Origin of the sequence: Bradyrhizobium sp. ORS 86 (assembly GCF_045571475.1) — a bacterium.
Lineage (GTDB): Bacteria > Pseudomonadota > Alphaproteobacteria > Rhizobiales > Xanthobacteraceae > Bradyrhizobium.
Genome location: NZ_CP120699.1, coordinates 2,933,173 through 2,955,821, shown reverse-complemented (window position 1 = coordinate 2,955,821; position 22,649 = coordinate 2,933,173). Strand labels below are relative to the sequence as shown.

20 protein-coding genes are annotated in these 22,649 nt (G+C 62.8%); 11 read left to right on the top strand and 9 right to left on the bottom strand.

Translation table 11 applies throughout. From position 1 onward, the window contains the following. Nucleotides 1–195 precede the first annotated feature (195 nt). Nucleotides 196–1,050, bottom strand: a complete 855-nt coding sequence (locus tag P6U25_RS13310; RefSeq protein ID WP_407151623.1) for an SDR family NAD(P)-dependent oxidoreductase — start codon at nt 1,048–1,050, stop codon at nt 196–198. Nucleotides 1,051–1,707: 657 nt separating this feature from the next. On the opposite strand from P6U25_RS13310, the gene P6U25_RS13305 reads away from it, so the two are divergent. Next, nucleotides 1,708–4,962: an AMP-binding protein gene (locus tag P6U25_RS13305; protein WP_407151622.1), complete on the top strand. Its 3,255-nt coding sequence runs from the start codon at nt 1,708–1,710 to the stop codon at nt 4,960–4,962. Between the two features lie 163 nt (nt 4,963–5,125). After that, nucleotides 5,126–5,347, top strand: coding sequence for a hypothetical protein (locus P6U25_RS13300; protein WP_407151621.1), 222 nt, complete (start codon nt 5,126–5,128; stop codon nt 5,345–5,347). 218 nt (nt 5,348–5,565) lie between these two features. Here the strand turns inward: P6U25_RS13300 and P6U25_RS13295 are convergent, their stop codons facing one another. Beyond that, nucleotides 5,566–6,267, bottom strand: coding sequence for a Bug family tripartite tricarboxylate transporter substrate binding protein (locus tag P6U25_RS13295; protein WP_407151620.1), 702 nt, complete (start codon nt 6,265–6,267; stop codon nt 5,566–5,568). A gap of 470 nt (nt 6,268–6,737) precedes the next feature. Here P6U25_RS13295 and P6U25_RS13290 point away from each other — a divergent pair, with 470 nt between their 5' ends. Together P6U25_RS13290 and P6U25_RS13285 are read left to right on the top strand one after the other, a co-directional pair. After that, nucleotides 6,738–8,492, top strand: a complete 1,755-nt coding sequence (locus tag P6U25_RS13290; RefSeq protein ID WP_407151619.1) for an adenylate/guanylate cyclase domain-containing protein — start codon at nt 6,738–6,740, stop codon at nt 8,490–8,492. A 197-nt stretch (nt 8,493–8,689) separates the two neighbouring features. Continuing rightward, nucleotides 8,690–9,874 carry a GNAT family N-acetyltransferase gene (locus P6U25_RS13285; RefSeq protein ID WP_407151618.1) on the top strand — a complete coding sequence of 395 codons (1,185 nt, stop codon included), beginning with the start codon at nt 8,690–8,692 and terminating at the stop codon, nt 9,872–9,874. 94 nt (nt 9,875–9,968) lie between these two features. Here P6U25_RS13285 and P6U25_RS13280 read toward each other — a convergent pair whose 3' ends face one another. Then, nucleotides 9,969–14,180 carry a hypothetical protein gene (locus tag P6U25_RS13280; RefSeq protein WP_407151617.1) on the bottom strand — a complete coding sequence of 1,404 codons (4,212 nt, stop codon included), beginning with the start codon at nt 14,178–14,180 and terminating at the stop codon, nt 9,969–9,971. Between the two features lie 476 nt (nt 14,181–14,656). Here P6U25_RS13280 and P6U25_RS13275 point away from each other — a divergent pair, with 476 nt between their 5' ends. The 3 genes from P6U25_RS13275 to P6U25_RS13265 all read left to right on the top strand — a co-directional run bounded on the left by P6U25_RS13275 (nt 14,657) and on the right by P6U25_RS13265 (nt 17,382). Continuing rightward, nucleotides 14,657–15,271, top strand: a complete 615-nt coding sequence (locus tag P6U25_RS13275) for a FecR domain-containing protein (protein WP_407151616.1) — start codon at nt 14,657–14,659, stop codon at nt 15,269–15,271. Between the two features lie 69 nt (nt 15,272–15,340). Further along, nucleotides 15,341–16,195, top strand: a complete 855-nt coding sequence (locus tag P6U25_RS13270) for a tetratricopeptide repeat protein (RefSeq protein ID WP_407151615.1) — start codon at nt 15,341–15,343, stop codon at nt 16,193–16,195. Nucleotides 16,196–16,524: 329 nt separating this feature from the next. Then, a complete protein-coding gene (locus tag P6U25_RS13265; RefSeq protein ID WP_407151614.1) occupies nt 16,525–17,382 on the top strand; it encodes a transglutaminase domain-containing protein in 858 nt (285 codons plus the stop codon). Nucleotides 17,383–17,403: 21 nt separating this feature from the next. Here P6U25_RS13265 and P6U25_RS13260 read toward each other — a convergent pair whose 3' ends face one another. From P6U25_RS13260 to P6U25_RS13245, 4 genes are all read right to left on the bottom strand, one after another. Next, nucleotides 17,404–18,042 (bottom strand): NIPSNAP family protein, encoded by a 639-nt coding sequence (locus tag P6U25_RS13260; RefSeq protein WP_407151613.1) that lies wholly within the window; start codon nt 18,040–18,042, stop codon nt 17,404–17,406. Between the two features lie 83 nt (nt 18,043–18,125). After that, on the bottom strand, nt 18,126–18,791 hold the full coding sequence (locus P6U25_RS13255; RefSeq protein ID WP_407151612.1) for a DsbA family oxidoreductase: 666 nt from the start codon (nt 18,789–18,791) through the stop codon (nt 18,126–18,128). A 61-nt stretch (nt 18,792–18,852) separates the two neighbouring features. Then, nucleotides 18,853–19,677, bottom strand: coding sequence for a helix-turn-helix domain-containing protein (locus P6U25_RS13250; RefSeq protein WP_407151611.1), 825 nt, complete (start codon nt 19,675–19,677; stop codon nt 18,853–18,855). 202 nt (nt 19,678–19,879) lie between these two features. After that, the gene (locus tag P6U25_RS13245; RefSeq protein WP_407151610.1) at nt 19,880–20,188 is read right to left on the bottom strand and encodes a hypothetical protein; all 309 of its coding nucleotides are present in this window, start codon (nt 20,186–20,188) and stop codon (nt 19,880–19,882) included. 315 nt (nt 20,189–20,503) lie between these two features. Here P6U25_RS13245 and P6U25_RS13240 point away from each other — a divergent pair, with 315 nt between their 5' ends. Then, nucleotides 20,504–20,728 carry a hypothetical protein gene (locus tag P6U25_RS13240; RefSeq protein WP_407151609.1) on the top strand — a complete coding sequence of 75 codons (225 nt, stop codon included), beginning with the start codon at nt 20,504–20,506 and terminating at the stop codon, nt 20,726–20,728. Between the two features lie 29 nt (nt 20,729–20,757). Continuing rightward, on the top strand, nt 20,758–21,156 hold the full coding sequence (locus P6U25_RS13235; RefSeq protein ID WP_407151608.1) for a hypothetical protein: 399 nt from the start codon (nt 20,758–20,760) through the stop codon (nt 21,154–21,156). Between the two features lie 59 nt (nt 21,157–21,215). On the opposite strand, the gene P6U25_RS13230 is transcribed toward P6U25_RS13235, so the two are convergent. Together P6U25_RS13230 and P6U25_RS13225 are read right to left on the bottom strand one after the other, a co-directional pair. Continuing rightward, nucleotides 21,216–21,374 carry a hypothetical protein gene (locus tag P6U25_RS13230; protein ID WP_407151607.1) on the bottom strand — a complete coding sequence of 53 codons (159 nt, stop codon included), beginning with the start codon at nt 21,372–21,374 and terminating at the stop codon, nt 21,216–21,218. After that, entirely contained in the window at nt 21,371–21,832 is a 462-nt protein-coding gene (locus P6U25_RS13225; protein ID WP_407151606.1) for a group III truncated hemoglobin, read from the bottom strand. The genes P6U25_RS13230 and P6U25_RS13225 overlap by 4 nt, the downstream gene beginning before the upstream one ends. Nucleotides 21,833–21,915: 83 nt before the next feature. On the opposite strand from P6U25_RS13225, the gene P6U25_RS13220 reads away from it, so the two are divergent. Continuing rightward, nucleotides 21,916–22,350, top strand: a complete 435-nt coding sequence (locus P6U25_RS13220; RefSeq protein ID WP_407151605.1) for an RrF2 family transcriptional regulator — start codon at nt 21,916–21,918, stop codon at nt 22,348–22,350. Next, entirely contained in the window at nt 22,347–22,637 is a 291-nt protein-coding gene (locus tag P6U25_RS13215) for a DUF6522 family protein (protein WP_407151604.1), read from the top strand. Before P6U25_RS13220 ends, P6U25_RS13215 begins: the two co-directional genes overlap by 4 nt. Nucleotides 22,638–22,649 lie beyond the last annotated feature (12 nt).

Genomic DNA, 22,649 nt, shown 5'->3' with positions numbered 1-22,649 from the left:
TAGGCGAGGCCTTCCGATTATGGCCCATAGCTGAAGCTCAGTTTGACCATCGGTCCGTCAGCTCGTCGGGGTGGAGCGGACATCACTCAGTTCGAGCCTCATTGACCGCATTATCCAGGGCAAACATGGCGTCGCTGCCGGCAAAATCGGCTCGGCGCCACGGCCACATAAAACAACAATCAGGCTGGGCTGCACTCATCGTTTCGGGTCGCGCCCGCGGATATTGTCGAAGCCTTGCTTGATTGCGGCGAAGCGCGCTTCGATCATCGGCTCAAATTCGAGGTCGGTGAAGATATAGGGCCAGTCCTTTTCGACGCCTTCGCGGACGAGTTCACCGACATAGTTGGGATCGATGCCTTGAGAGACGCGTTCCCGGATCAGATTGACCTGCTCGGCAATTGGGCCCGAAGTCGGCAAGGCACGGACGGCCCCCTCGAAGCGCTTGGGGAGGTTGCGCCTTGAGTTCACGATTTGAGTGCGGATGAACCCGGGACACAGCACCGATACGCCAATCCCGCGAGGCTCGAGTTCGCGCCGCAGGCCCTCGGACAGCGCGACAACGCCATACTTTGAAACGTTGTATGCCGTGCTGGTCCCGGAAATAAGGCCAGCGATCGAAGCTGTGGAGACGATGTGTCCACCCTCGCCATGCTGCTCTATCAACGGCCCGAAAATCTCGATCCCCCAAATGGTCGCCATCAGGTTGACGCCCAGGGTCCAATTCCACGACGCTTCGGTCCAGGTGCCATAGGGCCCACCGCCACTGACGCCCGCGTTGTTGATGAGGATATGCACCTTGCCGTAACGCGCAGTCGTGGCTTCGGCGGCCGCCACGAGTTCGGCTTTGAGTGAGACATCCGCTTTCACGCCGTCGACGTCGACGTTGGTGAGCCTCAGTTGCTTGAGCGCCGCAGACAGAGCCTCTTCTTCAATATCGCAAAGCATAACTTTCGCGCCCGCCTGGGCGAAAGCGTTCGCGATCCCCAGTCCAATGCCAGACGCTGCACCGGTTACGAACGCGGTCTTTCCAGCGAGTTCTTTCACGCGCATTCTCCTCCCGCAAGCCGAGACCCCCGTCCCAAACGAGAGCGTCTCTGAACGGTATATGACCGCACTTTCGAGCGATTGGGAAGCGTGTGGACGTACGGATCATTAGTGGACTGGCGTTGGAAATGTTCTTCTCGCACCCATGGTCGGCAGCCTGCTCATGCTGATGCTCCGACGCTCGGGTGCGCTGTGGCCGGTAATCCTCGCGCACTATAGATATGATCGCCTTTGCGTGATCGCTGAGGAAGGGAAAGCAGGATGGCGGCGGTTACCTATGGAAAGGTCCCTACTCGCCTTTGCCGTGTCACACGAGGCCAGCCCGATTTTCAGGATGTAGCTTGCGTCGACGCTTATGACCCTTATGAGACCTCCGGCGCACGACTGAAGTCGAGCACCATGAGTGTTTCGCCGGCGATGAGCGGAGTTCGACCAATTTGGTCGCCATGGACAGCCTTGACCCGAAACGGTCGCCGGCCATGCCGGACAGCGGCTCGACATGCTGCTATAAACGTTGAGCGTTCCAAGCTGCCGTCAGAACGCTCGACTTGCCTGAGCGTGGACGACATTATCTGCGTCGTCTCGCCGTTCGACGTGTGTGGTGGTTCTGGAAATGACTTCAACAGCGCACGATACGGAGCGACATTGACGTAGGGGGCGGCGTTGTCGAATATTGTCAAGGAGTTGCAGAACGGTATCGCACGCAAGAGCGCCGGCAGACGCCCCTTTCAGTGCGTTCGAGATCTCCTCGCCGCCCACGCGGAAAATGCGCCGGAGCGCCACGCCATTCTGGCTCCCGCACGCCTCCCGATGACGTATCGCGCGCTGTGGACGCAGGCCAACGCAGTGGTTTTCGGCTTGCGGACCATCGGCGTGCGCCGAACCGACAGGGTCGCTGTGGTGTTGCCGGACGGGCCCGAGGCTGCGGTGGCGATGATCACCGTTGCAGCGGGCGCGGTTTGTGTGCCGCTCAATCCGGGCTTCACCTGTGATGAATACCAGCGCTATTTCGGCGAATTGCACCTGGCCGCACTCCTGACGGACGCCGGCTTGAATTCGGCCTGCCGACGCGCCGCCCGCATCCAGGGCGTGCCCGTGATCGATGTGTCGAGGCGACCCAACGAGGGGGCTGGCGCGTTCAGCGTTGTCGATCTGTCACCGCAACGCCTGGCCGACGACGCGTTTGCCGCCAGCGCGGACGACGCGTTCATCCTGATGACATCGGGCAGCACGTCGCGGCCCAAGACGGTGCCTCTGACCCATGCGAGCGTCTGTCTGTCGGCCGACAATGTTGGCGCCGCCCTGGAGCTTGAGGCTCGCGACCGATTGCTGAACGTGCTGCCACTCTTTCATGGGCATGGCTTGATCTCGGGACTTCTCGCCGCGCTTGCGGCGGGCTCGAGTGTCGTCTGTCCACCCGGCTTCGATGCAACGGCGTTCTTCGGCTGGCTGACCGAGTTTCGACCAACTTGGTACACGGCGGTACCGGCCATCCATCGCGCGATATTGGCGGCGGCGGATCCCTTCAGGCAGGCTGCGCGGCGGTCCTCCTTGCGGCTCGTTCGTTCGGCCTCGACGTCTCTGCCGTCGGAGGTGCTCGACGGACTGGAAGCGTTGTTTGCCGTTCCCGTTATCGACACCTACGGCATGACCGAGGCCGCCACCCAGATCGCGGCGAATCCCCTGCAGCGGCAAAAGCGCGGTTCAGTCGGCCGGCCGGCCGGCCCCGAGATCGCGATATTGGACCGTGGAGGTCGACGCTTGCCACCCGGCAAACGTGGCGAGATCGCGCTGCGAGGTCCCACAATAACCAGGGGGTACGACAATGACGCGGTCGCTACCGCATCCGCATTTCAGGACGGCTGGTTCCGGACCGGCGACCTCGGATACATGGACGCCGATGGCTATCTCTTCATCGTCGGTCGCATCAAGGAGATCATCCACAAGGGCGGGCAGAAGATTGCGCCCGCCGAGGTCGAAGGCGCCCTGCTGAGCCACCCGGCTGTGATCGAAGCCGCTGTTTTTCCCGTCCCCCATGAGCGATTGGGCGCCGATGTCGCCGCCGCAATCGTGCTGCGTCAGGACGCAAAGCTGAGCGCACAACATCTGCGAGACTTTGCCCGGGAACGCCTGGCCGGCTTCAAGGTCCCTGGCCTCATCCTGATTGTGCCTGAGATCCCGAAAGGCGCCGGCGGGAAGATCAAGCGCAACGAACTTGCGGCCCGCTTTTCGAAGCATCGACCACTCCAGGACGGCGGCAAGGGAGTTGCGCCCGGCTCGGAACTGGAGCGTCAACTGGCCGGACTCTGGGAGAACATCCTGGATATCGACCAGATCAGCGTTGACCAGGACGTCTTCGCGCTCGGGGTGGATTCGCTTGCCATGACGCAGATGATTTTGCGTGTGGAAGAGCGGCTCGGCATCTCGCTGTCGTTCGAGGATATCTTCAATGCGTCGACCGTTGCGGCTCTTGCGGTTCGCCTTGAATCAGCCCAAGCGGGCCCAGGCTCGTTCGCGCGCCCGCACGATCCGCCAACGGAGATCTCGCGCGCTGACGGAGATGACGCACTGACGGTGTCCGTCGTGCAGGAGCGCATGCTGCGCATAGAGCGAAAGCTACCCGGCCTGCCCCAGTTCAACCTGCCGTTCGCCTATCGACTGCAGGGCCCACTCAACATCCCCGTGCTCGAGCGGAGCCTTGCCGAACTCGTGCGTCGGCACGACATGCTACGCACAGTGTTTGTCTGGCAGGATGAGGTTGCCCGCGCTCGCGTGGTGCCGGACGTCGATGTCGGGTCCATCCTGACCGTGAAGGACTATGCAGCCCCAGCGCATACCGGTGATGCCCGGGCCAAAGAGCTCCTGCTGGCAAAGGCGAAGTTGGAGGCCGAGCGCTGCTCCCTGGCGCCGATCGACATGAACCAGGCGCCGCTGTTCCGGGCCTATATCTTCCGGCTCGATACCAGCGATCATGTGTTGCTTCTGGTCATGCACGATATCATCATCGACGGCTGGTCGATGGCGATCTTCCTGGAGGAGCTTTTGGAGATCTATGCCGCTTCACTTGCCGGCACGACGGCGAAGCTGCCCGAACCATCGCTTCAGTTTACCGACTTCGCCCGCTGGCAGCGGGTGTGGTCCAGCACCGAGGACGCAAACAGACAGTTTGCTTTCTGGAAGCAGCGCCTCGACAAGGCCTTACCTCCGTTTGCGGCCCCGAAAAGCAGCGTCGGTGGCGAATTGAGCTCGCGCGTGACCGAGGAGCCATTTCAAATATCGAACAATCTCGTGACGCAGCTCGGCGCCATGAGCCGCGACCGGGGCGCAACTCTGTTCATGAGCTTACTCGCCGGCTTCAAGACCCTGCTGCTGCTCCGCAGCGAGCGCAGCGACATTTGTGTGGCGACCTTGATGGCCAATCGGTCTCACCTCAGGACAGCGCGCGTGATCGGTCCGTTCGCGAACACAACGATCATCCGCACCCAACTTGATGCTGATCTGACCTTTAGCGAAGCGCTGAACCGTGTGCGCAAGGCCGTCCTGGAGGCTTACGCCAGACAAGACCTTCCGTTCGATATCATTGCCAGCCGACTGGCGGAGGAAACCGGCTTGTGCCCGGCATCGCTCGTGCAGGTTTATTTCGTTCTCCAGATTGCGTTCCGCCGAGCGCTCCAACTAGCCGATCTGACGGTTCGGCCGTTCGGCTACCAGGAAGAACGCTCTGCCATGCCGATCGATCGCGCCTGGCTTTCGATCACCCTCAAGGACACCCCGTCGGGGATGACCGGCATATGCGGGCGCAAGGACGAGTTGTTCGAGCCCAGCACTGTCCAGAACTGGGTTGCCGATTACACGGCAATCCTGGCCAATGCGGCCGCAAACCCCAACGAGCAGCTCGGCCGATTGATTGATCCTTGAAACGGTCAGATCAGTCGAGCGAGACCGGTGAAAAGAAGTGCAACGCCTCGTGCCGGTGTCCTGCCATGCGCGAGGTCGCCCAAAATTCGTCCGATCCGAGTATCATCCAGCTTGATTATCCACCAGAAATTGCCGACAATTCAGCCGCGTATTGGACAAGGGATTGATCAAATCTAGTTTTTGCCACGTGGAGGCGGCGATGTGTAGATTTGCAGTGGATCTCATTGACTTCGAGGAATTGACCGCGGCGCAAAAGAAAGCACTGCTGAAGGACCTACAGAAGCGCAGGGATGCTCTGCAAGCGCAGCTTCAGGATGTCAATGAATCGCTGAAGGGCGTCAACCAAGCGCTCAAGACGGTTCAAAAAGTATCAAAGGGCCGCTAGCGCCCGAGCCGCCAGCGCCCCGCTGTAATCTGGTCTCCGTGCTTCATCCGTGCAGGGGCTCCGTGATCGGAGCTCGAGGCAGCCTTCCAACATGGGCTTGCCGAATGCGGAAAGACGGCAGAGCCGCCTGACTTAAAGGGCACGCAAAGTCGACGGTGCCCCACGGCAGGGTGTGGAAGCCGTTGGTCACGTGATGGCCGGCCACCGCTGCGGCTATGTCAGGGTTGAATTCCGAGCGTCTTAAGAACTGGCGTCCACTGGGCGTAATCCTTCTCATGCATCGCGCGTGCCTCAGCGCCGGATCGCCATGCATGCTTGAATCCGACATTCTGCAGTTTTTCCTGAGAATGTTGCGATGCTCGCCGGAAAATCTCGGCAAGTCGGGCGACGTCCTCCACTGACGTTCCCCGCGGCGCGAAGATGCCGACCCATCCTTCCGTCTCGATCCCGCTGCCGGTTTGCGCAAGGACGCGAAGCGAATCTTGAAACGGGAGGAAGTCCGGAAAAGGAACGATCGCGACCGCGACGTGCCCGCCAAGGACACTGAGGATCGCCGGCGCCGACCCCTGATACGGCACGTGCACCATCGACACACCGTAGTCGTTGAAGAGCTTTGTACCTATGAGATGGGGAATGCTCCCGGCGCCTGCGGTGGCGACCGTGCGATATTTGTCGTCGCGCGAGGCGTCCTCCATGTATTCCGCAAGATGCGGGGCAGCGTCCTTTCTGGTGACCGCAACGTATGAGAAGGTCGCCAAAATTCCGATGGGCACGAGCCCGCTTTGAGGAGACGTTTTGAGCGACGACGTGGAGGACATGAACAGTAGCGTCTGAGTCCCCTTTTGTCGAAGCACCCAATCCGCCGCGATCGCCCCTCCCGCACCGGGTCGATTTTCCACGATCGTCGGGATTCGCGTCATCTGCTCTGCTGCGTCAGCAATGATTCTGGCCGCGGTTGAAGAGGTCCCCCCCCTGCCGCAAATCCCACAACCAGGGTCATTTGCCCGTCATTCGGCTGCGCGGGACTGGAGAGCATCACGAGCACGGCGAAAAATAGCGGCGTGAGTCTCATCATGCACTGGTGCCTTTCGACGAGTATCGCGATCCCCCAGAGACAACTGGACCACGCGCCCTTCAACGGTGCAACCTCCGAACGAACGCCATCTGACCGGCTACGTGCTTTCCGTCACACTGGGGGAGCGCCCGTCCATGCGACAATCGCACAGGGTTCGCCATCAAAACAGGCAGAATTCGATACCGAGACCGATCTCGCCGCTCGGACGCCGGCTGGTGCGGCCTGAAGGACAGCAGTGTCAGGGGCCCGATAGACACCTCCAACGTCTGACAATAGACTTTGATTAAAGATCGGATCGGATCAGGGCGAGCTTTTATGGCCCGTGTGGAACGGCGACTGAGTGCTATTTTCGTGGCGGATGTGGCTGGCTACAGCCGCCTCATGGGTGCTGACGAGGAGGATACGCACGCCCGGCTGAATGAACATCTGTCCGCGCTGCTCCATCCCGAAATCAAGAAGCACGGCGGGCGGCTGATCAGAAGCGCCGGAGACGGAATGCTGGTGGAGTTTGCCAGCGTGGTCAGCGCGATGCGATGCGCCGTCGCGATACAGCGTGGCATGATCATCCGAAACACCGATGTGCGAATTGAGAAACGGATCGAGTTCCGCATCGGCATCAATGCCGGCGACATCATCATAGAAGGCGGCGATATCTTCGGGGACGGCGTCAATGTTGCGGCTCGGCTCGAAGCGCTTTGCGAGCCGGGCGGCATCTGCGTGTCGCAACGCGTACGAGAAGATACGCATGATAAGGTTGACGTCGAGTTCGAAGATAGCGGCGAGCATCAACTGAAGAACATTGCGCGGCCGGTGCGGGTCTATCGCGTGTCGTTCGGCAACGCTCCCGCGCGACCGACGCTTGCGCTTCCCGACAAGCCGTCAGTCGCGGTCATGCCTTTTGAGAACATGAGTCGCGACCCGGAGCAGGAATACTTTGCGGATGGGATTTCGGAAGACATTATCACCGAGTTGTCCCGCTTCTCCGACTTGTTCGTGATCGCCCGCAATTCGAGCTTTCGATACAAGGGCAGAGCGGTCGATTTGCGTCAGGTGGGTCGAGAACTCGGCGTGCGCTATGTTCTGGAGGGCAGCGTTCGTCGGGGCAATGACCGGGTTCGGATCACGGCGCTGCTGATCGACGCTGCAAGCGGCGTCCACCGCTGGGCCGAGCGCTATGATCAGAAGTTGAAGGACGTATTTACGATCCAGGACGACGTTGCGCGGACGATCGCCGCAATTCTGGTCGCGCATGTCAACATGGCGGAAGCCGAACGCACCTTGCTCAAGCCGCCCGCAACCTGGCAGGCCTACGATCACTACATGCGCGCGGCCGCTGCCTGGATATCGTTCCAGTCCTCGTGGCAAATGTCGGAATTGTTGAGGACACGGGGGCATCTTGCAGATTCGCTGGCCATCGATGCGAAATATGCCCGTTGCTACGCAATGCTGGCCAGCACTCACCGGGTGGCCTGGCTCAATCCGCTGAACGACGAATATTTGAGCCCGACGATCCTTGATCTCGCCATCAAATTGTCGCGCACGGCCATTGCGCTCAATCCGACCCTGCCCGAGGCCTATGCCGAATTGGGCTATAACATCATCCGGAAGCGTGACTTCGACGCGGCGACGGCCGCCGCCGAACGAGCGCTTGCGCTAAATCCCAATTTCGCGGACTACCGCCTCGCGCAGATATTCTACTCGGTGGGAGAGCCGGCTAGAGCCATTGCCATCGCCAAACTGCAAATGCGCCTTGATCCATTCCATCCGCATTTTGCACCGTTGATGGCCGGCGTAGCCCACTACCACCTCAAAGAGTACCGCGATGCCCAACATTGGTTGACTGAGGCGATTGGCCGCGCGCCCAATCACCAGTATGGCCACGCTTTCCTGGCCGCGACATACGCCCAGCTCGGACGCATGGAAGATGCGCGTGCGGAGGCAAGCGAGGTTCTGCGCCTGAATCCGAGGTACAGCATCAGCGGCACGCAGACGCACGTATCCATTCTCAAACGCGCCGAAGACCTTGAGCATCTGGTCGACGGGCTGCGAAAGGCCGGCCTTCCGCCATAGCCCTGGCGCATCCGCAGCGGCGAGACCGCAGTCCGCCATCCACGCCCAAGCCCGGATCGACATGCTGAATGCCCCGTTAAGCTGACCGCTCAAATTGCCCGGTGGCATCAACGGCATTGTCCATCTCTTTCCGCTAGCGTTGCCCCTGACGACCGCGGGCCGACCGGGAGAGGCCTTGCGCACGGGGAAACAGGGACATGGCCGATATCGCGCATCAGGCAGCGAGCCGCGGCGCATCACGCAAGCGCGCTGCCAATGGGCATAGCCTGCCGCCATTGTCCGCAGCTCCGATCGGCCAGTGGCGCGCCCTCGCCGACCGCGCGATCGAGGCCAACGGTTATTACCAGCCCGACTGGGAATTGGCGGTCGATGCCTCCGCGCGCGGCCGCGCCGGCGCCAAGGCGCTCAGCGCTTTCAGCGATGCCGGCCAATTGATCGGCATCCTGCCGGTCATGCCGATGCGGCGGATCTATCGAATCCCCCTGCCCGCCCTTGTCGGCGCCGAGCCCTACGGCACGCTCTGCACACCGCTGCTCGATCGCGATGCCGCGGAAGATGCTACGGCAAAATTGCTGCGCCAGGCTCGCAGCGTAGGCGCGCACGCGCTGATCCTGCGCACGATGTCGCTGGAGGGGCCGGCCATGGCGGCGATCCGCGCGGCGTTGGCACGCGATGGCCTACATCCGCGCCTGCTCAGCAGCTATCGGCGCGCCGCGCTCGATGCGACGCGCGACGCCGATGAATTGCTGCGCGATGCGCTGGGCGCCAAGAAGCTGAAGGAGCTGCGACGCCAACGCAACCGCCTCGCCGAGCACGGCGCGGTGCGGTTCGATGTCGCACGCACGCCGCGCGCCGTCGCGGCCGCGCTCGAGACGTTTCTCGCGCTGGAGGCCGGCGGCTGGAAGGGCAAGCGCGGCACCGCGCTCGGTCAGCATGCCGGCGACGCCGCGTTCATCCGCCGCGCCACATCGGCGATGGCCGAAATCGGGCGCTGCGAGATCGTGACGCTGCACGCGGGCGGCACGCCCGTCGCTGCTGGCATCGTGCTGCGCCATCAGGACCGCGCCTTCTTCTTCAAGATCGGCATCGACGAGCGCTTTGCGAAATGGTCGCCCGGCACACAATTGACGCTCGACCTGACCCGGCATCTCTGCGCCGACCCCATGATCGCCTCGGCGGACTCCACCGCCGCGCCCGGCCATCCCATGATCGACCCGATCTGGCGCGCGCGTTTCGCGATCGGCGACGTGCTGATTCCCTTGCGACGCCGCGATCCGTTGGTCCCGGCCATCCATGCCGCGCTGACCGTGAACAATCTCGCCTACGATGCCGCGCGCGCCGTCCGTCGCTTGATCCGCAGCCGGCTCAGCAGGTCCGGATAGACGCGCCCGACGACAAGCCGTGCGAGCGCACAGCGGGTTTGGAAGCAGGATTGCTGGATCGATTCGCAGCCTCTCGGCTGCGCGAGCCGGCCGGTCACACGATCAGATCGTGCAGCACGTGGATCGTGTGGGCAACTTGGCCAGCGACATCATTGAGATGGTCACCCGGGTGCTGTTCGTGCGGAGAGAGGCCAACGACTTGCGCTCCGCCTGATCCTGGGGGCACGTTGCTGCCTTTGAGATTAAACTTTGCAATGTCGGTGGCGGCGTTGGATTCTGCGGTCTTGAATTGAAAGGTGTCGCCAGACCAAGCGAACATCTCGCCTTCCGGAATCGCCTGCCACCCTTGAGTCATCGCAGCGTCGTGATGGCCCATCGACGGATGATCGTCGAACCTTACGGCGTCAGCGATGGCTGCCCGGTCGGCTCCGTAAATCTCACTCTTGAAATGAAATGCTTGTCCGGACGGATCGGCACTGTCCGCGGACTTGGCCTGCCCCGGGGGGGATGACCCGTCGTCATGCGCCTGAGCCCCCTGCATTGCGCTCGAGTGAGCGCCGTTACCCGGCGTTTCCAGGGCTCCCTTGTCGGCCGCGGCATCCGGATCGCCGCCTCCGGCGTGGGTATGACCGTTGCCGGCATTCGCGGCGCCCGCGTCCTTCACGGACGCAGCCGCTTGGCTCCTCGCGCCCGCTTCTGTGTCCTTCGAATTGGTCGCGGATGGTGCGAGTTCGTTACCGCTCCCCTGTGCCACATCGAGCGGCGCGCCGCCGTGGTCGATCGTCATCGCGTTGGCGCCGTCAAGCGCCGGCGCCTGATCAAACACGACGCTCGATTCCGCCTGGGCGGCGCCGTCAACGATGGCAGGCACACTGACCGTTGCGCCGACACTCGAAATGGGACCAACATCGCCGCTCGAAGTGACTGCGTCGTGGGTCGTGGGCCTGGTCCCGTCCGCGATCAGCGCTTCCGAATACAGTCCGACGGATATTGCCGTCTCCGCGGTCGCCGGCGTCGGGTACGTGTCGCTGCCGTCGATCGATGTAACGGAGACCTCCAGCCTGTCGCATCCGATGAAGCACGCGTCGGGCGTATAAACCAGGCTCGCCAACACGGCGTTGACGTCGGCCGCCGCCCCCGACAACGTCACACATCCGGCGGCGCTCACGATCTCCGTGACCCCACCGGCCGGGCACACCGCCAATGTGCCGTGCGCGACGCTTAGCGATACCTTGACAGTATCGTCTGCATCTTCCGCCGGCGGCCCCACGACGACACCACAAATCTCGACCGCTTTGTTCTCGCAAGTGGTCGCAGTGTGTGGAGCGCATGCCGTGGGTGGCTCCGCAACCGGATTCACCGTGATCGCGGTCGAAGCCATGGCCGCCGCCGGGTAAGTGTTGGAGCCGTCGCTCGACGTGACCGACAGCCGAAGCGTGTCGCAGCCTTCATACTCTGCGGTCGGCGTATAGGTCAGCCCTGCCAGCAGCGTGTTCACCGCTGCCGCGCTGCCCGACAGCGTCAGCGTCGCGCTGTCGTCGCCGGTCACGGCCACGCCGCTGAGGCCTGCGACATGCAGCATCCCATGTGAGACCGTCAGCGTCGCGCTCACCGTGTCATCAGCGTCCTGCGCTGGAGGACCGACCTTCAGCCCCGCAACCGCCACGCAAACGGCGTTCTCGTCGAGCGTCAGCGTCGGCGGCGCACATGCCGTCGGCGGCTCGGCAACCGGATTCACCGTGATCGCGGTTGAAGCGGTGGCCGCCGCCGGGTACGTGTTGGAGCCGTCGCTCGACGTCACCGACAGCCGTAGCGTGTCGCAGCCTTCATAGTCCGCGGTCGGCGTATAGGTCAGCCCTGCCAGCAGCGTGTTCACCGCTGCCGCGCTGCCCGACAGCGTCAGCGTCGCACTGTCGTCGCCGGTCACAGTCACGCCGCTGAGGTCTGCGACATGCAGCGTTCCATGGGAGACCGTCAGCGTCGCGCTCACCGTGTCGTCGGCGTCCTCCGCAAGAGGCCCGACCTTCAGCCCGGCAACCGCCACGCAAATGGCGTCCTCGTCGAGCGTCAGCGTCGGCGGCGCACATGCCGTCGGCGGCTCGGCGACCGGGTTCACCGTTACGCACTCGGTTGCCGTCACCGTCGCGCTGACGTCGCCTTCCGAATCGCGCTCGCTCGCCGCAATCTTCAGCGTGAAGCTTCCCTCGAATTCGGTCGGCGGCGTGATCGTCAGGCTCGACAGGTTCCAGCCGGCCACGTCCTGCGAGGTATGGCCTGCGGTCGCCGTAAAGCTGTGACCGCCGGTGCCGTCGCTCAGCGTGGCACCCACCGGGATGTCGCTCACGACAAGCGCAGCGAGGCTGTTCGGCGACGCGTCGCCGTTGGCGCCGGAGAGGCTTCTAGCAGTCGCGCCGAGATCCAGGGCAATCGCCGTGTTCTCGTTGCCCTCTGCCGCGACCGGATTGAGGGCGGGCGCGAGGGGAGAGACCGTCACCAGCTCGCTCGCGCTCGCCGTGTTGGCATCCTGGTCGGTCGCTGTGACAGTCAGAGTGAAGTTGAGGTCGTTCGGGGGAGTGATCTTCAGGCTTGCGATATTCCAGGCCTTCACATCGATCGAGGTGTTGCCGTTCGTCGCAACGAAGCTGTTCGCACCGTCGGTGAGCACCGCCCCGACCGGGATGCCGCTCAGCATGAGCGACTGCACGCTGTTGCCGTGGCCCGGCAGGCTGTTCGCGGTCGCCGCGATCGTACCCAATGCGATCGCCATGCCCTCAATGCCTCGCTCGGCCGGCGGCAACCAGGTCACGGTTGGCGGCGTCTGGTCGACCGTGAGCGTTTGCGCGGCTTCCAGCGCCGGATTGCCGGCCGCATCCGAAACGTCCGCGATCACCGTGTAGCTGCCGTCGTGCAGCAACTTGGCTTCGGCCGAGCTGATGTTGACCGACCAGCCGTTGTTCGTCAGCGTGGCGACAAACATGTCGACGACCTGGCCGGAGCTGTCCACGATCTTGACCGTCACCGGCTGGCCGTTCTCGGCGTCCGTCGTCGTTCCGGCGATGGCGAACCCGTTGCTCCCCGCCACGACGTTGACGACGTTGCTCCTCGCAATTGGATCGATTGCGATCGTTGGCGGGGTCTCGTCCACCCGGATCGCCTGCGAGGCCTCGGCCACCTGGCCGCTCGCATTCGACACTGTCGCTGTCAGCGTATAGACGCCGTCGGCCAGCGCCTTGGCATTCGTCGGACCGAGATTGATCAGCCAAGTCCCGTTGGAGACTGCCGCGGTGCCGCTGTAAACGACGCGGTCGGACGCGTCGATGATGGAGACCGTAACGATCTCTCCGTCCTCCACACCCGACGTTGCGCCCGCGATCTCAACCCCGGTATTGGCTTTGCTGGCATTGATGAGATTATCGCCGCCTACGCTGATCTGCCCCCCAATGCTGGTGATCGCCAGCGTCGGCTGAATCGGGAAGAAGACCTGCTGGATCGTGAAGACCGCCGTTTCCAACACTGGGAGCTGATTTTGCGGTTCGGTGGGATCAGGCTGAATGAAATTGATGGGCTGCAGCAACTCCCGCGCATTGGGGAAAGGGGACGTGCCGGAGCCACTGTCGGTCCATCCTTTCGCATAGTTGGCCAGCACGTCCTGTTGAGCCGTCTGAAACTCCTGCATTTGAGCAGGCGTGTTGGCGACGGTGCTTACGCCGACCGAAGACCCGGACCTGTTCAAGACCACCGTCTCACCGGGATCTTCGACGATGATGTGTCGCGGGATTGCCTCCTTGGTCACGAGCTCGAAGACGCCGTGATGCAGGTCCTTGTATGTGATGCTGTCGTCGTCCAGGAATGTGACGTCCGGGTCGGCGGCGTGGGCCTCCCTTGCGAACGAGAAGATCAACGCCGCGAGCGACAGCAAGCCGAAACCGCTGGCCTGGCTCCGGCAGCGAATACTGCCAACGGGCGTGTCCACGATCAGCGAGCCCGGGTTCGCCAGTTTGCCCGCAGTGAACGCGAAGGCGCCTCTGGTCACCGTGAGCAGCGCCGACCGCAAGGTACCGTTGGTGTCGCGCGCGAAGTCACCCAGCACCACGCCTGCGTCGTGAGACAGATTAAATACGGTGCCGTCGATGAAGCGGATTTCGATCTGTCCGTCCGCCGCGGTCTCGATGACGTCTCCCGGACAAACCGGATCGCCAAACCTGGCTTGAAAATAAATTCCGCCTGCACGACTGATGGTGGCGCGGCCGATCGCCGTCTGAATATTGCCGATGATATTGTCCAATGCCGGGGGAAGCGGGCCCAATGCGGCTGTACTCGCGTCCCCCGACTCTACGCCGGACGCAACTGACATAGGCTTCGACCTCGCCTGCCGAGTAACTCAAGCCCAGCGCGCTGCCCCAGTCTTCTTGCTCTGACGTGCCCTCGCCACGAGGTCAAATTATCTTGGCGCTGGGCAGCCTGGGCTCGCCCGCCGAAAAGTCCTGGTTAAATTCAATTTCAGTCGTGAATTAATTCACAGCAATCAGGAATACTCCGCCAATCCGACAGTATTGCTGTCGTTCTGCCTCGGGTGCATTCCATTTAATTATAGTATAATTTAAGGACGAAATGTCCACTTGTTAAATGCGAGAAACCTGGCCCTCGACGAGCCTCTTTTTGACGTCGAAATTATTTTGGCTCGAAGGTCGATCACCGTCGAGCGCCACACCATAAGATCTTCTCGAGAAGGAGGGGATCATGCGCATGCATTCGATGAACGTATTGGCCGCAAGTTTCGCTTTGGCGCTGGCAAGCCTGGCGCCTGCTCCAGCGCAAGCACAGGTCGATTCAGGCCAACCCGCCGCTCAGGACGCTTCGTCGACGCCGATCGGGAAAGTCGTCGCTGTCGCCGGCTCGGTCACGATCGAACATGTGAATGCCGTCGTCGTTCAGGCAAATGTGTCCGGTCAAGCGTCCGAGACCAAGGTCGGCGATCTCGTTTATTTGGGCGACGTGGTCCAGACCGGAGCCGATGGCCGGGTCGGCATCAACTTTGCCGATGGCACCTCGTTCAACCTGTCGCGCAATGCCCGCATGGCATTGACCGAATACGTCTACGCCCCACACGGAAAGTCGAATTCGAGCTTGCTCACCCTGACCAAGGGAACGTTCACGTTTGTTGCCGGCAACATCGCAAAGACCGGCGACATGAAGATCGACACGCCTGTCGCGACGATGGGAATTCGCGGCACCACGCCACACGTCGAAATATCGGATGACGGAACGGTCAAATTTGCAACGCTCATCGAGGAGGGCAAGGCCAGGATTGTGAAAAAGCTCAAGGCACCCGCGACGCAGCCTGCGGAGCAAAAGGTCGACCGCACATTCAATCCCCGCATCTGCCGGGGATGCTGAAGAGTGGGGCTTCAGATGGCCGACTTGCGGGCCTCAGCGGCCGCACATTCCAGAATCGGGAAGCCTGACGTGGGCATTCGTGCTGTCAGCGAAGGTCTGGCGTCGTTTGTCGTCGTGCTGCTGCTCGCGTCACCTGTGCCGGCGCAAGACCCGAAAAAAGATGGCTATCTCCGCAACATTGAGCTCTGCAACGGGCTCAACCGCACGCCATTCGAAGCTCGCATCAACGGTTGCACGGCGCTCATCGATGCCGGCGCGGACATGACGACGACCGGCTTGGCTATCGCATACAACAATCGTGGCAACGCCTATGCCGCGGAGCGCGACTATGATCGCGCCATCCTGGATTTTGACAGCTCGATCAAGCTCGATCCAAAGTACGTCAAGCCGTTCAACAATCGCGGCGTGGCGTTCCTGAAGAAGGGCGAATACGATCTCGCGATCGGCGCTTTCGATCATGCAATCAGGCTCAATCCCAACTACGGGGAAGCCTTCGCCAACCGCGCCGAAACCCGCCTGAAAAAGAACGATTACGATCGCGCATCGCGAGATTACGACGAAGCAATTCGCCTCGCGCCCAATCTGGCGGGCGTGTGGAACGGACGCTGCTGGACCCGAGCTGTGCTCGGAGCACTGAAGGCGGCGCTGGAGGATTGCAACAAGGCGTTTCAGTCGGATTCCGGCAACGCCGCGACGTATGACTCGCGCGGCCTGGTCCATCTGAAAATGGGCCAGATGTCAGCGGCGATCGATGATTACAATTCCGCGCTCCGGTTGGACCCGAAGCTGGCGAGTGCGCTCTATGGACGCGGGCTTGCCGAGCTCAAACAGGGCAACAAGGCCGGGGGCAATGCAGACATCTCAGCGGCAAAGGCAATCCGCGGCACCATAGCCAACGAGTTCAAACGGTATGGCGTGCGATAGGAGGCAAAACCGCGCGGACGGCTGGCCTTCTCGCCCGCTGCCGACGGTTTACCCTTTCGTAGCCATGCAGACACAGCGCGAAACAAACAGCTTCCGCCGTCAGGTCAGTGTCAGCCGGGCCAACTAGCATTGCGACGCGCCGGTTCTCAGCACGGCGCAGCCCTTGGAAGCCTCATCCGATGGAAGCATCGGATGAGGCTTTTTGGCTGTCCATGTGTCGTCGGCGAGCGCCCCCTATCGGCCCGGCCTGTATGCGCTAAGCGCCCACTGCCCCTTACAAGAAACAGCCGGGGCGGATACGCTCTCCCACGACCTCGTGAGGGCAGACGATGCAGATGCGATCGGGCGAGACCGCGGACCTGCAGGACCTCTATGTCCGGCAAGACGAGCGGACCGACCCCGGGGGGTTAGTCGACCTGTATCGTGATTTGCCCGATACCGTCCCGCAGTTGCGCGATATCGTCTCGGGATTGATCGTTCACGTGTCATGGGCGGAGCGATACGGCATTCCGGCTGACGTGCCGTTGACCCGGGCGACACGCCCGGTCGCCGATCGATTGAGACTGATAGAGGATTCCTTCCCCGGATCGCTCACAGAAGCACGCCCGCCGCTCAAACGCACTTTCGGCACCTGTCGTGACTACGCTCTCCTGCTTTGCAGCATGCTGCGAAGCCGCGCGATCCCGGCCCGTGTCCGATGCGGTTTTGCCGCGTATCTTGCTGCCGATACCTACCAGGACCATTGGATCTGCGAATATTGGTCGCCCGGCACGATGCGCTGGGTGCAGGTCGACGCGCAACTCGATCGGCCTCAAGTGGATCAACTCGGGATCACCTTCGATTGCGCTGATCTGCCGCCTGGCGCGTTCATAACGGCGGCGCGGGCATGGCTGTCGGCGAGAGACAACAGCGTCGCCGCAGAAGCGTTCGGGCATGGAGGCACCACGGGATTCTGGTTTCTTTCCGTCAACCTTCATCGGGATGTTCTGTCGCTGACGAACCGAGAAGTGTCGGCATGGGATACATGGCGCGACGCTCCGCTCACCGCCAAGGTGCTGGGCACCGGGGCGCTCGCCGAGCTCGACCAACTGGCCGATGCGGTCACGGCCTTTGAGGACGGCTCAGAGCAGTTCGCTTTCTTGCAGGAGGCAGCATCGCGCAACGCAATACCGCCCTGGCTATTGTAATGCAGACGACCACCGCTCCCCTCACTGCAACGGCGAGTGCGGCGCGGGCAGCATGATGGTGGAGTGCATCTCTTCCAGGAGCAGCGTGCCCTTGCTCAGGAATTCCAGCCAGGCCGGATCCTTCATCGCGTTGGCCCGCGCCTCAGCGCGGGCGTCGAGGCTGGGATAAGCCCAGATGTGGCAGACTTCGTTGGGCTGCCCGGTCTCGGTCTGCCAGAGGCCGACGATCTTCGAGTATTTCTCGCGCGCCGGAAGCACGCCCTTGACCAGGTCGAGCCATTGCTTGGCGGCGCCGAGGGGCTTGGCGCGATAGTTGCGGAATTCGTAGACATTGCCTGACGTGGCCGGTGCGATCGGCGCAATGATCGCGTTGAGCAGGCGGACTTCCTGGCGCACCAAGAGCGGGCGGATCGCCGGAATGTACTCGCCGGTCCAACGGGAATTCTTGGCGAGTTCGCCGCGCAGCCGGGTCCGTTCGTTGAGGTCGGCATAGCTCCACATGTGCATGACCTGGTTGAGCGGGCCGATCTCGGTGATCCAGTAGCCTTCGAGCTTGCCGAAATGATCGGCGCGGATGTCGCGTGACAGCGTGCTCGCGAACTTGACCATGTCGCCGACGCCGCCCGGGCGCACCGTGTAGGTCCGCAGCTCATAGATCATGCTGATCTCCCTGATTGTCTTTGATTGATCTTGGTGCAAACGAAAAGCCCGGCATGAGCCGGGCTTTGAGGAAGGATGGCGAGCTACTCCGCCGCCTCGGCGTTGATCTCGGCCGAGACCTGGCGGATGGCGCGGGCGAGCTGCTCGGCCGGCTGCGCGCCTGAGATCGCGTACTTCTGCGCGAACACGAAGGTCGGAACGCCCGAGATGCCCTTGTCGGAGGCTTCCTTGGCCTGTGCCGTGACGAGGTCCGTGTCCTCGTCGGTGGCAAGGCGCTTGCGGATGTCATCGGCATCGAGCCCGACATCTTTCGCCGCCTGAACCAGCACATCGGTGTCAGTGAGATCGCCGCCATCACGGAAATACAATTCCATCAGACGCTGCTTCATCTCGGCGGCCTTGCCGTTGGCTCCGGCCCAATGGATCAGGCGGTGGCAGTCGATCGTGTTGGGCTGGCGCTTGACGAGCTCGGGGTGATAGCTCAGCCCCTCCTCGCCTGCGGCCGCGACTACCCGGCCGGCAATGCCCTTGTAGGCCTCGACCGAGCCGAACTTGGCGGTGAGATAGTCCTCGCGGCTGATGCCCTCGCGCGGCACCCAATTGTTGAGGAAGAACGGCCGCCAGTGCACCTCGACCGGCACATCGGGCACCAGCTTGAGCGCATCCTCGATGCGGTGCTTGCCGATGTAGCACCAGGGGCACACGACGTCGGAGACGATGTCGAGGCGAAGCGGCTTCAGGTCGCTCATGGCAGGGCTCCTCGCGAAATGGAGCCCCAAAGTTAAGGCGAAAGCGCCCCGAGACAAGCCGCTATTTCATACTGGCTGCCATCTGCCGCATCCGCTCCGCGGTCAGCTCGTCGGCCGGAAAGAAGGTTTCCAGCGCCAGTTCCTGCAAAGTGACATCGACCGGCGTGCCGAACACCATGGTGGTTGAGATGAAGCTCAGCACCTCGCCATTGTGGCGCAGCTTGAACGGGATCGCGACGTTGTTGTCCGGCGTGATCGGCGCCGAGCGCGCCGGGATCGGATAGGATTTCAGGTCCTGGTAAAGCTTCAGCAGCTCCGGATCGGCGGTCGCCTCGCACTGCCGATGCAACCGCTCCAGCAGATGCGCGGCCCACTCCGGCAGATTGACGGTGCGCGGCGCCAGCCCCTCGGGATGGAAGGCGAGCTTGAGGATGTTGAAGGGCTGGCCGAGCAGGCGCTGCGGCACGCCATCGAGCAGCGGCGCCACCATGCGGTTGGCCGAGACCAGATTCCAGTGCCGGTCATAGGCGAGCGCCGGATTGGGCTCATGCGCCTTGAGGACCAGGTTGATCGCCTCGCGCGCCGATTTCAGCGCCGGGTCGTCCAGCGAGCGCTGCGGGAACGCCGGCGCGAAGCCAGCGGAGACCAGCAGCACATTGCGTTCGCGTAAGGGCACGTCCAATCGCTCCGCCAGTTTGAGGACCATTTCGCGCGACGGCGCCGAGCGGCCCGTCTCGACGAAGCTCAAATGCCGCGCCGAGATCTCGGCGTCGACGGCAAGGTCGAGCTGGCTGAGATGGCGGCGCTGCCGCCACTCGCGCAGATGTTCGCCGATATGGATGGGTCTTGCGGGCTCGGCCCGCGCCGTGGATGCGTGTGCGTTCATGGTGCAAAACCTATCATGCGGGTTTCGCTCGTTCCATTACGTCTGAGGTAAGTAAACGCGTGCCGGCGATCGTGCCCTGAAGCGTCCGGAGCGTTCGCGGAGTGTGCAGAACCTCTTGCAGATTGGGGAAACTCAGGTAGGGGGTGGTCCGATCGGTCGACGGCCTGGCTGGGAGCGGCCGTCGAGCCACGACCATCGGTCGCTAACGTTGCAGCAGGCTCGACAACAACAGGATCATCAACAGCGCCAAGGCAAAATCCAAGGCCACCGCGAAGCTCACTCCGTCAGCCAAGTTCGCCAAGGCTCTGATCATGACCGAGGTCCTTGGCTGATTTGCCGATGATGGCCGATCAGCGTGAATGTCGGTCTGTGAAGGATTGGGCAGAGGCTCGAAATAGGTCGCATACGCGAGAACTTCAGCCCGTCGTCTGCGAGAGACGACGCCTCGGGTCCCGTAGCCTGCCAAGAAACCCAAGCCGAGCGCAGCGAACAGAATTGCCAATCCGAGCATGTCTATGACCCCTGCTTAAGCGCCACAAAGCCCGGCTCTCGTGGCACGCGGAGATGAGTTGCGGAGATGGGACCGGCCAGGCCACGAAGACCAGCGGCCGACGTGGGCCATGAACAAGCCGGAGGCGGATTGGTCGTTCCAAACGGGATTGTGCCGTGCGGTGGCGCGGAGCTGATCCGTCTGGTCTTATCGTTGGCCTTGGACAGGCACTGCAAACAGAAGCTTCGCCAAGTCAAACAGTTAAGAGCCAATCTCCATTACGCCTGAGGTAATCGAATTGGCGAGCGCGGCGGGTCATCTTCGCAACCACAGGAGATGACCATGCTGATGCTGTCCCTTATTCGCGCCGCTGCCGTCCTCGTCCCGTGGCTGGTTCATCTGGCCACCTGGCTGCTGGCGCGGAGCCTCAACATGCCCCAGCCGCTCGTGCACGACACCGGCGTGTTCGTGGTCGCACAAGTGCAGGCGGTGGAGACGAGGGTCGGCCGCGCGCTCTGCCCGCTCCGCCGGTGGCGTCAGCTCAGGTCCTGGTTCGGCTGACAACTCAATCCCAACGAGAGGAGACTGCCATGATCCATTTGTCCCAGTTCCTGCGCCGCGCACTGCTCGCGGACGCCGTCTTCAGCGGCCTATCCGCGGTCGCGATGACGCTTGATGCCGGCGTGCTGGCGCCGTTCCTGAACCTGCCGGAGGCGCTGTTGCGCGAGACCGGCCTGTTCCTGATCGCCTACACCTTGCTGGTCGGCTGGCTCGGCACGCGGATCTCAGTGCCGAGGATGCTGGTGATGATCGTGATCATTGGCAACGCCGCCTGGACGCTCGCCAGCATCGCCTTGCTGTTCTCGGGCGCGGTGTCGCCGAACCTGCTCGGCACGATCGTGATAGTGGCGCAGGCGATCGCCACCGGCCTGTTCGCCGAGCTGCAATACATCGGCTTGCGCCGGAGCGGCGGGACAGTCGCGGCGTAAGCCGAATGCGAGACCTGATCAGCGGCCGACGCAGCTTAAGCGGCGGCCGTTTTCGCTTGTCAGCTCAGCGCCACTGCAACGATCATGCCTGCAAAGGTCAACGCCAGGCCGAGGATCAGCATCGGCATGAGGCTGCTGCCGCAAAACGGATTGGCCTGGTCCTGTTGAGCCACCGTGCTGTCGATGGCACGCGCGACCACTTTCGCTCTGTCCCTCATTGCGCTGCTCCAGCTTCGCTCCGCCTGTAACGCTCGCCGACCGCCAGCATGACGCCCTGCCCGCTGGCGACGCCCATCTCCAGGCTCGCGGCAATGCGCCGGGCGCGGTCGGCGAAATGCGCGGCCGCCACGGGCGTGCACAATTCCGCTGCGGTCGCCTCGAACAGTTCGAGCCAGCGGTCGAAATGCGCGGCATCGATCGGCAGCGGCATATGCTTGACCATCGGCGTGCCGTGATAGCGGCCGGTCATCAATGCGACCGAGGACCAGAACGCGCACATCTGCGCCAGATGCGGTTCCCAATTGGTGATCCTGGCGTCGAATACCGGTCCGATCATCGGGTCCTTGCGGACCTTCGCGTAGAAGGCGTGCACCAGCCGCTCGATGACAGCCTCGGTGATGCCGGTGCGCGCGACGATCTCGGCGGTGATCTGCTCGCGGCGCTCTGCTCCTGTCATGGTTCACATCCTAAATAGGTATTTCAAATGCCCATTTAGACTGCTATAGCTGATCCGCCAAGTGCTGATTTCGAAGGGCTTCCATGCGCCTGACATCGTTCACGGATTTTGCGCTTCGCGCGCTGATGCGGCTGGCCGGCGAGCCCAACCGGTCATTTGCGACCAGCGAGATCGCGGCCGAATTCGGCATCTCCCGCAATCACCTTGCCAAGGTGGTGCGCGACCTCGCCGAGGCCGGTTTCGTCACCACCCAGCGCGGCGTGGGCGGCGGGTTTTCGCTGGCGCGGCCGGCGCAGGCCATCACGCTCGGCCAGGTGGTGCGCGCGCTCGAAGGCGACGGCGCGCTGGTCGAATGCTTCAGGGACGATGGTGGAGGTTGCGTGCTGCTGCCGCGCTGCCGGCTGAAGGCGAAGCTCGCCGCGGCGCGCGAGGCCTTTCTGCGCGAGCTCGACGGAACGACGCTCGCGGAATGCGCTTACCTGCCGGTCCTCTCCCGCCATCCTGTGAGAGTGTCATGAAGACGATCGCATTCGCAGACGGCGCGTTCGAAGTCGACGCCGCTATTGTCGCGGAGGGGCTCGGCATCGCGGTTCCGCTGCTGCAGGCCGGGATGCGCGAGGGCAGGATCACGACGCTGTCGGAGCGCGGGATAGAGGCCGACCAGGGACGGCATCGCCTGACATTCTTCTCCGACACCCGGCGTTTCCGTCTCGTCATCGACGAGCACGGCACGATCATTCAGCGCTCGACGGTGGACTTCGGCAATGCCCCGGTGCCGCGCTCGGCGCGCCGGCCGGGCGGCTAGAGGTCCGTTCTG